General features: G+C 50.6%; 13 protein-coding genes. 2 read left to right on the top strand and 11 right to left on the bottom strand.

Annotation, left to right across the window (positions count from 1 at the left end):
* Positions 1–109: 109 nt before the first annotated feature.
* The 11 genes from WBM30_RS07215 to WBM30_RS07165 form a co-directional block, all read right to left on the bottom strand.
* Positions 110–1465 carry a leucine-rich repeat domain-containing protein gene (locus WBM30_RS07215; RefSeq protein ID WP_424900062.1) on the bottom strand — a complete coding sequence of 452 codons (1356 nt, stop codon included), beginning with the start codon at positions 1463–1465 and terminating at the stop codon, positions 110–112.
* A 274-nt stretch (positions 1466–1739) separates the two neighbouring features.
* Positions 1740–2981 carry an L-lactate MFS transporter gene (locus WBM30_RS07210; protein WP_424900061.1) on the bottom strand — a complete coding sequence of 414 codons (1242 nt, stop codon included), beginning with the start codon at positions 2979–2981 and terminating at the stop codon, positions 1740–1742.
* 435 nt (positions 2982–3416) lie between these two features.
* Positions 3417–4328, bottom strand: coding sequence for an AEC family transporter (locus tag WBM30_RS07205; RefSeq protein ID WP_424900060.1), 912 nt, complete (start codon positions 4326–4328; stop codon positions 3417–3419).
* A gap of 159 nt (positions 4329–4487) precedes the next feature.
* The gene (locus tag WBM30_RS07200; protein WP_424900058.1) at positions 4488–5318 is read right to left on the bottom strand and encodes a carbonic anhydrase; all 831 of its coding nucleotides are present in this window, start codon (positions 5316–5318) and stop codon (positions 4488–4490) included.
* A gap of 164 nt (positions 5319–5482) precedes the next feature.
* A complete protein-coding gene (gene bioB, locus WBM30_RS07195; RefSeq protein ID WP_424900056.1) occupies positions 5483–6511 on the bottom strand; it encodes a biotin synthase BioB in 1029 nt (342 codons plus the stop codon).
* A 259-nt stretch (positions 6512–6770) separates the two neighbouring features.
* The gene (locus WBM30_RS07190) at positions 6771–7751 is read right to left on the bottom strand and encodes a LacI family DNA-binding transcriptional regulator (protein ID WP_424900055.1); all 981 of its coding nucleotides are present in this window, start codon (positions 7749–7751) and stop codon (positions 6771–6773) included.
* Positions 7752–8042: 291 nt separating this feature from the next.
* The gene (locus WBM30_RS07185; protein WP_424900054.1) at positions 8043–9368 is read right to left on the bottom strand and encodes a DEAD/DEAH box helicase; all 1326 of its coding nucleotides are present in this window, start codon (positions 9366–9368) and stop codon (positions 8043–8045) included.
* 75 nt (positions 9369–9443) lie between these two features.
* Complete coding sequence (locus WBM30_RS07180) at positions 9444–10451, bottom strand: Gfo/Idh/MocA family protein (RefSeq protein WP_424900053.1); 1008 nt, start codon at positions 10449–10451, stop codon at positions 9444–9446.
* Between the two features lie 157 nt (positions 10452–10608).
* The gene (locus tag WBM30_RS07175; protein ID WP_424900052.1) at positions 10609–11310 is read right to left on the bottom strand and encodes a DNA-3-methyladenine glycosylase family protein; all 702 of its coding nucleotides are present in this window, start codon (positions 11308–11310) and stop codon (positions 10609–10611) included.
* A gap of 109 nt (positions 11311–11419) precedes the next feature.
* A complete protein-coding gene (locus WBM30_RS07170) occupies positions 11420–12298 on the bottom strand; it encodes an aldo/keto reductase (protein ID WP_424900051.1) in 879 nt (292 codons plus the stop codon).
* A 138-nt stretch (positions 12299–12436) separates the two neighbouring features.
* Entirely contained in the window at positions 12437–13312 is an 876-nt protein-coding gene (locus WBM30_RS07165; protein WP_424900050.1) for a metallophosphoesterase, read from the bottom strand.
* A gap of 246 nt (positions 13313–13558) precedes the next feature.
* Here WBM30_RS07165 and WBM30_RS07160 point away from each other — a divergent pair, with 246 nt between their 5' ends.
* On the top strand, positions 13559–15046 hold the full coding sequence (locus WBM30_RS07160) for a DUF1538 domain-containing protein (protein WP_424900049.1): 1488 nt from the start codon (positions 13559–13561) through the stop codon (positions 15044–15046).
* Positions 15047–15712 carry a hypothetical protein gene (locus WBM30_RS07155; RefSeq protein ID WP_424900048.1) on the top strand — a complete coding sequence of 222 codons (666 nt, stop codon included), beginning with the start codon at positions 15047–15049 and terminating at the stop codon, positions 15710–15712. It begins immediately after the preceding gene.
* Positions 15713–16048 lie beyond the last annotated feature (336 nt).

The following is a 16048-nucleotide window of genomic DNA, read 5'->3' as shown; positions in this document are numbered from 1 at the left end:
AAAAAAATCCTGCCAAAAATGAATCAGCAAAATGCACAAGCATCCTGGATGACAGGATACTTGTGCATTCTCTGATTGCGATAATGATTTATGGTCTGGTGCAGCCTGCTTAATCGTTCCAAGAGATGTCGCAACCCGGCAGTGCGCTCTGCAGCTGCGCTTGGTGTTCAGCGCTGACGTTTGCTCCGCTGATGTATAGTTTGCCTAATTTTGCCAAACCCGTCAAAGGCGCGATGTCGCTGATTGGATTCCCCTTCACATCAAGGTACCAAAGCTCCGTCAGGTTAGCCAAGGCTGTGGCATCGTTGAACTGATTATCGGCCAAATTCAGATGTCTGACTTTGGCCAAATTAGCCAAACTGTCGATGGCGCTGATCCTATTCTTAGACAGATCGAGGTAGACCAATTCAGTCAGCCCTGCCAACGATCCGGTATCGCTCACTTGCGCCCCACTTATTTCAAGGTGCGTTAGTTCAGTCAAGCCCGCCAAACTGCCGATGTCCTCGACCAGGGTATTGTTCAGATCCAGACGCGTGAGCTTCGCCAAGTTACCCAATGGCGTGAGCTCGCTTATTGCAGTATCGCTCAGATCCAGTGTCAACAGGTTTCCGAGGTCCTCAAGTCCGCTGCCGTCGCTGATTTCCGTACCGCTCAAGTCCAGTGTCATCAATTGGGCCAAGCTTGCTACGGCCCCCGCGTCGCTGATCGGCGTGTTCTCCAGTTCCAGGATGGTCAACTGCGTCAACCCGGATATGGCTGTGATGTCAGTGACTTGCGTATTGCCAAGGTTCAAGTAGCGCAGCTGCATCAAATCCGCTAAAGCAACGATATCCTCGACTTTTGTGTTACGAAGGTTCAGCGATTGGAGCCCATCCATGCTAGCTAAAGGACGGATATAAGCGACGGAGGTATCGTTCAGATAAAGCGTCGCGAGCTGTTTTAAATCAGCCAGTGGTTTGAGGTCTTCCAAATTGTTGTTGTTGTTGAGGTACAGTGTCTTGAGCTTAGTCAGATTTGCCAATGCGGCAACATCTTCTACACGGGAATGGCTGATATCCAGATATTCTAATTGCGTCAACCCTGCCAGGGCATTGATATCACTGACTTCTGTTTGGTTCAAGTGGAGTGTTCGCAGATTCGTAAAGTGTTCAATCCCGTCGATGGCACTGATATCTTTGTTACCCAGATAGAGTGCATCGACCGATTCGACATCGATTGGTGAAAGTTCACCCTCTTCTTTGCCGATCAGCTTGCGGACGTAACGTTCCATATCTTCGTCGGCGAAAATCAGCGCTTCATCGCCTTCCGTAGCCTCGTTGCCAGAACCTGTTTCTGCTTCGCTGACGGCTTGGGCGGAGCTCTCTTTGCTAGTATTCCCCCCATTCAGGCCCGAAATCGTTGTGTCTGCACAACCCGCGAACACGAGTAGGGCGAAGAGGGATAATATCCTTATTCTTTTTTTCATAAAAAACAGCCTCCTTAGGAAAATTGCGGGAGCTTACGACGGGATCCGTTCCGATAGGATCCTCAGACGATGATTGCTTAATAAGATTGCTTTGATACGAAAATGATCTGCCATACTCTCATTATAAGACTCCTCTGCTTTAAGCGCTAACATAATGGGCTTCTTTCCTGAGTTAAAACCTCGACATGCTTGCGACTCCACCTTTTTGTTCAGAAAAACAGCCCACGCTTTGGAGAGTAAATCTCCGAAACGCGGGCTGTTTTCAATGAAGTGTCTATTGGACAGTTTCCGTAGCAAGCTTGGTCGCGGATTTCCTGATTGCATAGACGAGGCTCAAGCCCAGTCCAAGCAGGACGACTGCAATGGCGACATAGAAGGCTTTCGTGAAGTCGCCATTATTGGCAGCCGCCAATGATGCCGTCACTTTCGGAGCGACGAAGGCAGCGCTGGAAAAACCGATGAAGACGATGCCGTAGTTGACACCCTGATTCGCCGGGCCGAAGTTATCCATGACCAATCCGGGAAAGACGCCCATCACACCGCCAAAGCAGAGCCCCAAAGTAACGATTCCGACAGCGAAGGCCCACACTTGGTTGACGCTGACAAGCAGGATGAAGGCAAAAATGATGGCACTGTAAATGATGATGACTGCGCGGATTTGGCCGATGCGATCAGAAATCGCGCCCCAGAATACCCGGCCGGATGTGTTGCTCAAGGAGTAGAGGCTGACATAAGCGGCTGCGGCTGATGCTGACAGCCCGAACATGGACTGCCCGATCAGCGAGGCATTCGAAGCGATCATCAGACCGGAAAAGGCACCCATCGCGAACATCAGGATCAACAGGTAGAAAGCCGGGGTTGCCAACATTTCTTTCCAGTTTTTGCTTGTGGTGATGGCTTTTGCTGGAGCTGGAGACTTTTCCTGGGTCGCAGCCTCTTGTGGAACAATTTGTTTGGGAGCTGAGCGGATGAACAAGCTGAAACAGAAACCTACCAGTGCATACGCCAACCCCATGCGCCAAAAGGCTTGGCTCACACCGTAACGTTGGATCAGCGTATTCGCGATCGGAGCCGCGATGATTGCCGCGCCACCCATGCCACCTGTGATCAAACCGGAAGCCAACCCTTTTTTATCCGGAAAAAAACGAATTGTGTTGCTGAGGCAAGCAGAATAAGCAAAGTTCTGGGCAAATCCACCGAAGATGCCGTAGATCAGGTACAACTGGAAGATGCTTGTCGCTTGTCCGGTGAACGCGAAGCTGATACCGAAAAGCACGACGCCGATGCGGGCGATCCATTTTGCCCAGCCGCGGTCCGTGAAATAGCCGCCGAAAATCATCGGAATCGGCCCCACTGCGGAATTGATCGCGAATGCCATCATGATGTCCGGCACCGCCCATCCCCGCAATTCCGCCAACGGTCCCGCGAAAACACTGAACGTGTAGACGATACCGGTGCACAACAAGATCCCCATCGAGCCGATCAGGACCACCCAACGATTTGTTTCTTTCTTCATTACTGTTCCTCCTTTTCCTAGTTCTTTTGTATTTCCAGGGATAGTGATGCTGTGTCAGCCCACTATCCCAATATTTGCTGATGCCTTTCATTTATGAAGGTTGTTCCAGTATGCCATGGAATCGGGTTATAAGGTAACACTTAATTGATATATACAGTTATAGGTTAACCTTATATGACGGGGTAGTAGTGGGGGTTTTGCTGGCCGGAGCTGAGCAGCGTGCGCGGTGCCCTGCTCCTGTGAGGGGCCGCTCACAGGAGGACGACGGTAGCTTGCGGGATCCAACTCCGACGAGCACCTCCTTCTCGGAGGAAAAGACCCATATGTGAGCCGAACTCCGGCGTAGCCTGCGTTCGCCGGAGGAAAAGCTTCCGCTCACAAAAAAACCACCCGCTACAAGAACGAATGGTTTTGATTTTTTTCATTTGACATTTGTTATCCCATGACCGCCAGAACGAACGGCATCGCGAAGATTCCGATCAGGATGGAGACGGAGTTCATGAAGGCGGAGGTTTCGACGTCCCCGCCCGCTTCGTCGGTGAATCCGGTCGCCATGGATGCAATCGGCGAAAAGAACAGCATACAGAGAATCGTCTTCACGACCATTGAGACAGGCAGGAAGAGGACGGTCAGGATGGAGAAAATCAGCGAAAAGCTGTAGCGGATGGCTAAGTATTTGAAGGCCAGCTTGAAGCGGTGCGCATCCAAGCCCAATTCTAAACCGATCCCTATCATCAGCATCGCCAGGAAAGTATTGGCGCCGCCCACCGTTGACGTGAAGGTGATGACTGCATCCGGCAACTGCAGCACGAAGAGGCGCATCAACAACAGAATCAAGTATGTATCGAACAGCGGCGAAAGGAACATGAGCTTGAGGAAGCCGCCTAAGGTCGTTTTTTGTTTCTCATCCGCCACCGACCGGGACCATCCATAACCGATTCCGGCAGCTCCGAAGGAATTGCCGACATCGAAAAGGGATGCGAAAATGATCGACTGCGGTCCCATCAATCCGGCAATATATGGCATCGCAAAGGCCCCGACATTGTAGCTGCCGAGGTTGATGATTCCGAAAGCCTGCGCTTGGCCGCCTTTCCCCTGATTTACCAGATAGCCGGTGATTTGCAGGACCAAGTTAGCGAGGAGGCCGATTGCGGTCAAAAACAACAGGTTGTAGGTGATGTCGAACGTGTTGAAACTGGTGATCAGTGCGCAGGGCAACGTGATCCGCAGTACGATTTTCGAAAATTTCGGAAAATCATCTGCGCTTACCCATCCGACCCGTTTGATGATATAGCCGATCACGATGATCAAAATCAGTGATGCGGCTTTTGCTGCTATTTCCCCCATTACGTTCCCCCTGCTCGCGTTTTTCCCTCTATTATAGCAAAAAAGCATGGCTATATCCTTTTCTTTCGCATTTTGTAACCGCGTTTCAAATCTTTTCAAAACAAAAAAATCCCGCCTGCCCCAACAAAATGGGTTCGGCGGAACTTTGAAAAAGACTTATTATTCTTCGTATTTCAGAACGGAACGCTCGCCCAACGGTTGGACTTCCCGGTTGTTGCCTTCATAATATTCGTTGAAGGCCGCAATCTGTTCCGCGGATACCTCAACCGGGTTCGCCATCACGTACCACTCGACATTTTCGGTCAGCGGCGGTGTCGTCAAAGAGCCTAGGTAATGGTAGTAGCTTTTGTTGGCTGGAAGCAGCTCGGCAACGTTCAAGCTGAGTCCGCTCGCAACGTCTGATGCTTCGTTTGCCTGCACATCATCCAGGATCGCCTGAAAGGCAGCATTTGCTGTTCCTTCTTTAAAGAAGACCGCGATGACTGCTAAGCGGCCATCCTGTGCCTTGTGGACGAAATGCAGTTCGATCGGGAAACTTTCCCCATCCACCGTATGCTCACTTGGAGAATGCAGATGGAATTGTTTCAGCTCAAAACTGCGTCCGGCGATCGTCGCTTGGCCGCCATCCTCCATTTCGATGCTGTGCCCATTATCGATAACATCGATTATCTCTTCTGCATAGTCCAGTGTCAAGGAGCCGTCCGTGGTCATCGCTTCGGCTGCACTCGTTTCGATGTTAATTGGGGATTGCATCGCGCCGGATTCGAAGTCCCATTCATCCTGGTTCTCATAATCCAAATGCTCTTCAGCTGCTGCTTCGGTTGTTTCTTCAGTTGCTTCCTGTGTTGCCGCTTCAGAAGTCTGTTCCGTTGTCGCCTGCACGCTGCTGTCCGCTTCAGATACTTCTTCTTGTCCACAGCCGCTCAGACCCAATAAGGCGAATGCCCCCAGAAGCGCCAAAACCTTTTTATACCCTTTTGCATTATTCATTTTTCACTTTTCCTCCTCTAGACAATATCTGCTTATTATACAAAAAAATCACAAGTGAGTTATCGAGCGAATCTCTAAAAACAATAAATCAACAGATAACCCCTTCTGTTCTCTGCATTCAACAGGATATTGCGATGAGGGGCCGGCGGGTCTATATGGTCCCATCAGTCCTTGCGCAGGACCACCTCATAACCGAGTTCAGCCAACATGCGCATGTCCCGTTCAATCGTTATGCCATCTGTCGTCAGCATATCGCCGGAAATGGCCGCATTGGCGCCGGAAATGAAGCACTGTCTGCCTTTATCCGCAAGCAGCCCTCTTCCACCCGCCAACCGAATATAGGCGTTGGGAACCAGCATCCGGAAAATCGCTATGATCCGGCTCATTTCATCGTCACTGACGACTTCATTTTCCTCGAAAGGCGTGCCCGGGATGGGATTCAGCAAGTTGACAGGGATCGAGCGGATGCCCATTTCGCGGAGGTCGATGACCATATCGATGCGGTCCTCCATCGTCTCGCCCAAGCCGATGATGCCACCGCTGCAGACGGTCAAGCCGGCCTGCTGTGCAGCAAGGATGGCGGCGATTTTGTCGTCGTAGGTGTGGGTCGTGCAGACGTTAGGGAAGTTCCTTCTCGAAGTTTCCAGGTTGTTGTGGACGCGCGTAAGTCCGGCTTGCTTCAGTTTGGCGAATTCCGTTTCCTCCAAAAGCCCGAACGAGCCACAGAGTGCGATGTCTGATTCCTTTTGGACGGCTTCCAAGCTTTCGCAGACCTTGTCCACTTCCTTGCTGGATAGCGCCCTGCCTGAAGTCACGATGGAATAACGCAGTACGCCGCGCTCTTCGTTGTATTTCGCCTGCTCGACGATCATTTCCGATCCAATCAGTGAGTAGGCATCCACTTTCGTTCGATAATAGCGGGATTGGGAGCAAAACTTGCAGTTTTCCGAGCATTTTCCGCTCTTACCGTTGATGATCGTGCAGACATCGAACACATTACTGCAGAAATGCTCGCGCACATCATTGGCGGCTGCGCACAGCTCATCTAGCGGCGCCTCGATTAATTCCATGGCTTCCTCCTTGGTCAGCTGTCCGCCGCCAAAAAGCTTGTTTTTGATTACTTCCATTGCGGACTGTCTTTTGCTGGCCCGTTCTTCATTTTTTACTGATAATACAGCTTCTTTTTCGCTCATCATTCTGCTCCATTCTATTTGTTATAACGTCTGAATCTATGATGGCATATGCGGAAAATGATGTCAACCAAACAATTTTGTTGGGTTACAATGAAAAAAACAGGGAAAACGTGCGGGTTCTCCGTTTCGGGTGTTTTGAAGCTATTATGCAGGGTTGTACTTTTCCTGTGTATTGCGGAAGGCTTAAAAAACGACACTCAAGCATTGGTTTGCTTGAGTGTCGTTTTTTGTTGTTTATTGATCGATGCAAAAGTTATAGCTAAGCGTTTTTTTGGGTCGATTCCCTGATCAACAGCTCGTTATCCAACGTTTGGATCTGGGCGACTTCTTTTTTCAAGATCAATTCCATCAGGATTTTTGCCGCCAATTCGCCGGACTCCATGAACGGATAATGCACCGTCGTAATGCGCGGATAGACCGCTTCGGTGATTTCATAGCCACCAAAGCCCGCCAAGGAAAACTGATTCGGGATTTCCAGCTGCAGTTCGTGGGCAGCGCGCATAATCCCGATTGCAATATTGTCGGTCGCACCGATCACGAATGTCGCTTTTGATTGCGGCAGGATTTCCAGCGCCTTTTCGTAGGCATCCTTCATGGCAAAGCTCGTTTTGACGAAGGTGTAGTCGATGTCGTGGCCTTCGAAAGCCTTCTCGATGCCGTTGCGCCGGGTCACCCCTACCGCCGTATCGGATTCGTCGACCCCGAAGACAAGAATGTTTCTGTGCCCGTTCGCCACCGCATAGGCCCCAACGGAATGGCCCGCCTTCTCGTCGTCATGGATGATGCAATGGAAATCAGGATGCGATTGCCCGACAATGACGACCGGAACATCAGCCTCTTCAAACGCCTTCACATGAGCCGGTGTGATGGCCGCCGCAAAGAAGACGATGCCATCGACGCGCTGTTTCGCCAAGGTGGTGATGGCTTCGATTTCGCGCTCGCGGCTCTGATCCGCATTCGTGATCAACAGTTGATTTTTGGAAAGGCGTAGACTGTTTTCTAAGCCCCGCAACGCTTCGTTCGTCGCAAAGGAATTCAGACGCGGAATGATCGTCCCGACCATGTGTGTGCGCTTCGCTTTCAGACTTTGGGCAAATTTATTCGGTTTATAGTCGTTCTCGGCGACGATTTCATCCAGCTTCGCCTTTGTTTTTTCGCTGACCGCCCCGCCGTTCAGATAACGGGAAACGGTGCTCTTCGCCACACCGGCCATTTTGGCGATGTCATTGATGGTGACCATGGATAGCGTCCACCCCTTTCTTGTGCTGCATAGCGGACTTTATTCCGTATCCGTATACATATTGGTTCTCTGTCTTTGATTATACAGGTGCGAGGGGTTCGCCGCAACGGACCGTGAGGAAATCTGCTTTCTGGGCTGTTGGGACTAGATCCTGGCAGGACTGGGTCGCCCGACTGGCCGGAGCTCCGGCCCCCATTCCAAAAAACGCAAAAAATCCGCACGCCACCGCGGACAGCTCCCGCAAGCGCGGTTTTGGGCTGTCCTTCCGGCAGAATACGGAAAGTTCTTCAGTTATTCAGTTGGCTTTGGTTCTGTTGGCTTGCGGCGCGCGCCTTTGTTTTTCTGATCTTTGGAGCGGATTTTTTTCTTTTTCGTTTTTTTGGCAACTGCTTCCTTCGCAGTCTCTTCCTCTTTCAAGGCAGCTTTTTTCTGGATTTTGGCTGCCTTGGCTGCGGCCGGTTTCTGCGCATCGCGAATGGCGTCACGTGATTCACGGCTCGGCAGTTCGTTGACGAGCTCACCACCGTAGATGAAGAATTCTTTTACTTCATCCGGATGCGGCGCGAAGCGCTTGATATCGCGACTGTTGCGATCATTCACCAAGGACAGCACAACCCCTTTTTTGCCCATCCGGCCCGTACGTCCGGAGCGGTGCAGGTAGGTTTCCTTAGAAAGCGGCAGATCGTAATGGATGACGTACGGCAGATCCTGGATGTCGATCCCGCGGGCGGAAACGTCCGTCGTCAGAAGGAACGTCGCATTGCCTTTACGGAATTCTTCCATGGCGCTTTTACGCTGTGCCTTGCCGTAATCACTGTGCAGCATGCGGACATTGATGCCCTCGAACTGCAGTTTCTGCGCCAAGTAATCAAGTTCTTGCGTAGAATTAACGAAAACGAGCGCCTGCATACCTTCCAAGTTTCCCAAGCGGCGCAACATTTCAGCACGCTTACGCGTCGGCGCCTCGATGAAGCCATGGACAGTCTGGTCCATGAATTGGCCTTCCTTGGTCGTGTCGAACCATAGCGGCTCCGTGTTGAACCATTTCTGGATATCCTTCAGGTTTTCGCTGTTCGTAGCCGAGAAGAAGCCCATCTGGCGGGCACCCGGCATTTTTTTGATCAACTCGCGCAAAGCACTCAGATGCTCTTCCTGCATCAAGTAGTCCGCTTCATCCAAGATGACCGTTTTGATGTTGTGTAGTCTCAGTTTTTTCTGGTTGGCCAATTCCAGCAATCGTCCCGGTGTTCCGACCACGATTTCCGGCTTTTCCTTCAACTTGTCGATCTGACGGCCCACGTTAGCACCACCGATGATCACTTGCGCGGTCAAGTCTTTCAGGGAACCCCATTCCGCCAAAACGTGCCCTACTTGGTGCGCCAATTCCTGCGAAGGCACGAGCACCAACAATTGCAACTCCTTGTTGGCATCCGTTTTTTGCAGCAACGGGATGGCATAAGCCAAGGTTTTACCGGTGCCGGTCGGCGATAGGCCAACGACATCTTTGCCTTCCATCAACGGCTTGAAGACATTTTCTTGGATCGGCGTCGGCAACTGAAAACTCATCTCGTTCCAGTATTTCTCGAATGGCATTGCCATTTCTTCCATCATCATCATTTATTTCCTCATTTCTTATAGTGCAGCCTGTTATTAAGCTGCGATGCATGCTTCGCGCGGAAGCATCCGGCTGACCTACGCCTCATCTAAATCCGCTGGATAAACGATGCCCGCTTTTTTGCGCAAAGCTTCCATTGTCTGGTTGACGTCTCGGCTGATCTGCGTCCAACGTTCATAGTCTTCTATAGTATCAGGATTTCCCGGATCATTCAAGACGCGCGCGAATGCACGAACCTCGTCATCCATGAAATGTCCGGACGATTTTCCGGCCAATTGGTAACGCTCATCGGTCTCGCCGTCCACCAATTCGACCGACTGGATCAAATTGACGCCATCGAGAATCAACGTTTTTTTGCCGCTGTAGATTTCCGAATCAGCGAAGGAATTGTAGATTTTTGACGTATGCAGGCTGACTGTGAAATACGGATATTTCAGCAGCATCGTGCCTGCTCCATCCACACCCGTCTGGATTTTTTTGGCGGCATAATCGACTTTATCGGGCACACCGAACCAAGCGATGGCAGCGTACAGCAAGTACACGCCCAAATCGGAGAGCGCCCCGCCGGAAAAAGCGAGCGAAAAGATATTCGGTTCCTCACCGGCCAAGACCTGGTCGTAGCGGGCGGAGTATTTGGCATAAGTGAAGCTGGCGCCGTCGATTTCGCCCAATTTGGCGATTTCGTTCTTGACTAGCGTGAAGTTCGGTTCATGCAGGTGACGGGCAGCTTCAAACAGAAAGACATTGTTCGCTTTCGCTGCTGAGAAGGCAGTCTCCCATTCTTTCGCGTTCGAGAAGATCGGCTTCTCGACGATGAGATGCTTGCCGTTCGAGATGGCAGACATGGCTTGCTCGAAATGGAGGCTATTCGGCGATGCGATGTAGATGGCATCCAATTCCTCCAAGGCTGTGAATTTATCCAACTCCGTGACGAACAAATCCGCTCCGTAGCCCTCGCCGAAACTCTGGGCATTAAACTGGGTGCGGCTGTAGACCGCTTTTATTTCAAATTGTCCTGATGCTTTAGCCGCGGTAGCGAATGCATGCGCAATGCTGCTCGTTCCGATGATACCTAATCTGATCATGGCTTTATCCCCTCACTCACTGTTTTCTTTTGAACATTCTATTCCTATTCTACACTAATCGGGGGTGGATTGCTTAGCGATACCATTTTTTTGAGGCGTAAATCCCACTAGAAGCGAAAACAGCATCCCGGTGCAAATGGGATGCTAACGTTATACCTTATAATAGCTGCTTTTCCGCCCGTTTCAATTCTTGGCGCTGCTTCAGGCGCTTCTTCTTTTCGGCTTCGGTCAGTGGCGCATAGTCCTTCAGATCCGGTAGGACGCCGACGGACACTTCCCACAGATAGAGGCTCGCGATCGAACCGTATGGCGCGTAACGCCGTTTATATTTTTGGAACAGCTGCTTCGTAATTTTGCGGTGATGGTACACCATCCGAAGTCCGCGATGGATGGCGAGGTCGTCCCAGCTCAGTACGTCCTGACGGCCCATCGAAAAGATCAGCAGCATCTCGGCTGTCCATTTGCCGATGCCGCGTAGCTGCGACAGTTCGGCGATAACCGCTTCGTCGCTCATATTCTTCAGCACCTCCAGATCGCATTCGCCGGAAAGGACTTTTTCGGCCGCTTCACGGATGTACGTCGCTTTGCGGGTCGACAAGCCGCACTGCTGGATTTCTTCGACGCTCACTCGGCAAAGATTTTCTGGCGTGATTGCTCCGAAAGCGGCAAGCATCCTTTTCCAGACGGTCTCTTGGGCCTTCATAGAAATCTGCTGGCCGACGATGTTGTTGATGAGCGCCGAAAACAGATCCGCATCGATCGGCCGTTCGATCGACCCGATCCGGTCGATGATGTCCGCCAAGATCGGATCTTTGGCCTTCAGATAGCGGATCGCTTCTTCATCGTAGTGAAAATTCATAGCTTCCCTTCCTTGCTCTTCTATATTTTATTCCATTATACCGTTTCTTCTCTCAGCGCACACAGAAAAACTGGAGACCCGGAGGCCCCCAGCTTTGATTTGATTGGCATCACTTGATGTTGTGCGTGTCGACCCCGATTCTCTTGCCGAGGTTGTGGTCTTGGTGTCCTCTTTCAAAGTTGCTGGCTTGTTTGATGCGGGTAATTTTTTCCATTTCCTCATCCGTCAACATGAAGTCGAACAGGTCCAGATTTTCCTTCATGCGGTCGGGATCCTTTGTTTTCGGAATCGGAATAATGTCGCGTTGCACAGCCCATTTCAATACAATCTGTGCCGGTGTCTTGTTATATTTTTCAGCGATTTTGATTACTTTACCTTCTTCCAAGGCTCTGCCTTTTGCCAATGGACTGTATGCCATCGACACGATGTTGTTGTCGTAGCCGAAATCATCCACCTCTTCCATGTTGTGGAATGGGTTGATCTCCAATTGGTTAACGGCCGGTTTGATGCGGGAATTTTCCATCAATTCCTTCAATTCGCCGCGCGAGAAGTTGGAGACGCCGATGCTTTTCACGCGTCCGGATTCTTTCGCATCTTCCAGCGCTTTCCACGTTTCGAGGTTCACGGCATCCTCTTTGCTAGGGCGGTGAATCAAGAATAAGTCGATTTGTTGCAATCCTAAGCGGTCAAAGCTGGCTTTGATGGCATCGGTAGCTTTGTCATAGCCCATTTCGTCTTCCCAGAGCTTTGTGACCACAAAAATGTCATCTCTGGAAATACCAGCATTGATTGCTTTATTAATTCCTCGGCCTACGCCGGCTTCATTTTTGTACATGCTCGCTGTGTCAATCAGGCGGAAACCGCGCATGATGGCCATGAAGACTAGTTCTTCGGCTTCATCATCGCTGACATCCCATGTTCCAAAACCAATGCCAGGGATTGTAAAACCGTCGTTCAAAGGCATCCTATCCATTAAGCTCTTTACCATGATAATCCACGCTCCTTCTACTTATTACCTTAAGTGTAACCCAATTTGGTAAGAAATACAAAAGATATTAATGCGCTTACATAACAAACTGGAGGGAAAGCTCTTCCCTCGCCGTCTAAGCGTAATTAGAGCACGCGACTACAGCTTTTCGGAAACTGAGCCGTTCGTCAATGTCACTATGATCAATTCCGGACGGTTGTTGATGCGGAACGGGAAGGATGACCCACCGATGCCCCGGCTGACGACCAGTTTCTTTTCCGGATCCGTAGGCAACTGATAAACCCCTTCGGTATGCTGCGGCATCCGGCCTTGTCCGGGTGCGAAAAGTCCGCCCAGTCTAGGGATGCGGATCTGTCCGCCGTGCGCATGGCCGGCGAACGTTAGGTCAGCTGATTTCTCCGGATCGATATGGTACTTCAGGAAATGTTCAGGCCGGTGCGCCAGCAACAAACGGGTCTGGCCTTGCCAATCTTTGCGGAGTCGAATTTTTTTCAGGAAGTCTTTCGTAATCCTTTGTATGGCTGCGCTTTTGTCGCTCAAGCCCATGATCACAACAGGCTTTCTGCCTTTCGCCAGGACGCTGATTGCTTCATCGTCCAGATAGCGGATCCCTGTCTTCTTGTACAGATCCACCGCTATATGGAACATCGGCGAATGGCGGTCATGGTTGCCGTTGATGGCATAGGTCGGCGCGATCGCCGCCAATTTCCGGAACAGGTTTTCCACAACCGATGGGTCAAAGGTCTCATCACCTTGAATCTGGTCGCCAGTCAGAAAGATAAAGTCCGGTTCAGCTTCTTTGGTCATGTCAATCAGCTTGTTCAGATCGATTTTCTCTTTCGGCAGATGGAGATCGGAAATCTGAACGATCTTCAGCCCTTCATTTTCCGGCGCCAAGTTCTTGACCGGAATCGTATACTCGGTCTTCTGGATCCAAGTATTTTGGAGATACAGGTACGCCGCGGCGCCCACCAAAACGGCAGCCTTCAGCAAACCATTATTTTTTACGTTCATATTAATCATCCTTCATGAAAACCTATTGTTTCCTTTATTCTAATGCTTTGGAGCGCTTACGTCAAAATAAAATGGTCGGCTCTTGTTGCTGTCGGAACCAGGGTGAATTACCTGAAAGTATCGGGATATTGTCCGATTCCTTTCAAACCGGTGCGTTTCACTTCCTATTTAATAGTTGTCATGTTATGTTTAATATACGAATATTACTCTTCAATATTGTAACATCACCATGAAAGGAATGAATCTATGCGTATATTTACAGAAAAATTAAGGGAAGTCCTGCAGTCCGTGCTGCCGATCACGTCGCTTGTCGTCCTGCTCCACTTCACATTGACGCCGCTCGAAACCATCGATCTGCAGCGGTTCTTGTTCGGCGCGTTATTGATCATCATCGGCCTGTCCATCTTTCTTTTCGGAGTTGATCTCGGCATCACGCCGATCGGGAAATTTCTTGGAAGAGGCTTGGCTCGCAGCAACAGCATGAAATACGTGCTCGGAATGGGGCTTGTGCTCGGCTTCTTCATCTCGATCGCGGAACCGGATCTGCATATTTTGGCGACGCAGGTCTCTGAGGTCACGAATGGTATGTATCCGAAAAATCTGCTCCTGGTCGTCGTTTCTGTTGGCATCGCCGTGATGCTGACGATCGGCCTTTTCCGGATCGTTTACCGTTACCCGCTGAACAAGGCTTTCACGTTCCTCTACCTCGCCATCTTTGGCTTGGCTTACTTTAGCACAAACGACCTGTTCGCCATCGCTTTTGATGCCTCTGGATCGACGACCGGTGCTTTGACCGTGCCCTTCATGTTGGCGTTAGCGGTCGGGGTTGCATCCCTGAACCGGCGAACGCAGTCAGCTGAAGAGGATAGTTTTGGTCTGGTGGGGATCGCCTCAGCCGGCGCCATTCTGGCCGTATTGATACTGGGTTTGTTCGTCCGCTCCGATGAACCGCTCTCGGGCTCGATACCTGTAAGCGCGGCTGCGGTGACCCACTGGCTTGCGCCTTTCCTGCACGAGTTGCCGAAGATTGCGGGCGAAATCCTGTTGGCCGTTTCGCCGATATTGATCATTTTCGTGCTCAACCATGTTTTCTTTGCCGATGAAAAACTCTCGAAGCGTGCTTTCCGCCGTATTTTCTTGGGGATGGCTTATCTGTTTGTCGGGTTGGTGCTTTTCCTGACCGGCGTGAATGCCGGTTTCATGGAAGTCGGACGCAAACTCGGCATGCTGATCGCCGGGATGGACAGCTCCATTCCGGTCCTGATCGTCGGTTTTGTACTGGGGGTATTGGTCATTTTGGCGGAACCTGCAGTATATGTATTGACGCATCAAATAGAAGATGTTACAACTGGATATGTTAAGCGCGGTATCGTGTTGGGTTTCCTATCCATCGGCGTCGGGCTGGCCGTCCTGTTGTCGGTCGTGCGTGTACTCGTCCCTTGGTTGCAACTGTGGCACTATCTCGTGCCCGGCTACCTGATCATCCTTGCCCTTTCCTATAAAGTTCCGAAGCTGTTCGTCGGGATCGCTTTTGATGCGGGAGGCGTTGCTTCAGGACCGATGACGGCCACTTTCATTCTGGCGTTCATCCAAGGGGTCGCGGAAATCACGCCGGATGCTAATGTGCTCTTGGAAGGTTTTGGAATGATTGCGATGGTGGCAATGATGCCGATCATCTCGCTGCAATTGTTAGGCGCCATTTACCAGCGCAACAGTGTAAAGGAGGGTCTTTGATTGACCAAACAAGTTGAAAACACACGATTCTACGATATCATTTTTGTCGTCGTCAACATCGGCAAAGCCAGCCGAGTGCTTGAAGAAGCGAAAAAATGCGGCATCACCGGAGGGACCATCCTGCATGGTTCCGGCACGGTTTCCAGCGCTTTATTGCGCACCATCGGTTTTTATGAAGTAAAAAAAGAGATCCTCTTTATGGTCTGCGCGCGCGAAAAAACGCAGCCTGCCATTGAACACATCAGCTCACTCTTCCATTTCGAGTTGCCGAATCGCGGCATCCTCTTCACAAGTCCGCTTTCGCACTTGATGGGTACGCACGGTGAACGTTTGCATCTGGACGAAAAGGATGCCCATCCTTTTGCCGATCATGAGGCTTTCTTTACAATTGTTCCCGCCGGTTTGGGTGATGAAGTCGTCGAAGCAGCAGCAGCGGCAGGTGCACGCGGTGGGACCCTTTTCCGCGGGACTGGTGCTTTTGCGGAAAAATGCCGGAAAGTGTTCGGGATCGAACTCGAAAACGGCAAGGATATCATCATGAACCTCGTCACTTCCGCTGTTGCTCCCGCCGTTGAAGCTGCCATTGTCGAGCGGTTGCAGCTGGATGTGCCCGGAAATGGCTTCTTGTTCAGCTTTGATGCCGAAAATGTGCGCGGGGTGCGTTAAGGAAAATACGATTGGTAGACAAACTTAATAGACCCGGATTGGTGTTTGAGCCGATCCGGGTCTTCTGCATACTTAAGGAGCGAGATTGTCGAATGTTCCTCTAATATTCGATAAATCTGCATCGCTCTGGGGTCAAATTGTCGAATGTTACTAAGCATTCGACAATTTCGTCCCGCAACGGAGCCAAATAATCAGATGTTCCTCGAGTATGGTCCCGCCCCCCAAAAGTTAGAGTGAAATCAAACATTTTGGGGGTCATAATTTATGAAGAAATTTAGTGCAGAATTTAAATTGAAAGTTGTAAAAGAGTATTTAGATGGTTCCTTAAGTTATATG

The sequence above is a fragment of the Trichococcus sp. genome (genome assembly GCF_049684335.1).
Classification (GTDB): Bacteria; Bacillota; Bacilli; order Lactobacillales; family Aerococcaceae; genus Trichococcus.
The sequence above is the reverse complement of the archived record's forward strand: the minus strand, read 5'-3'. Positions and strand labels throughout refer to the sequence as shown.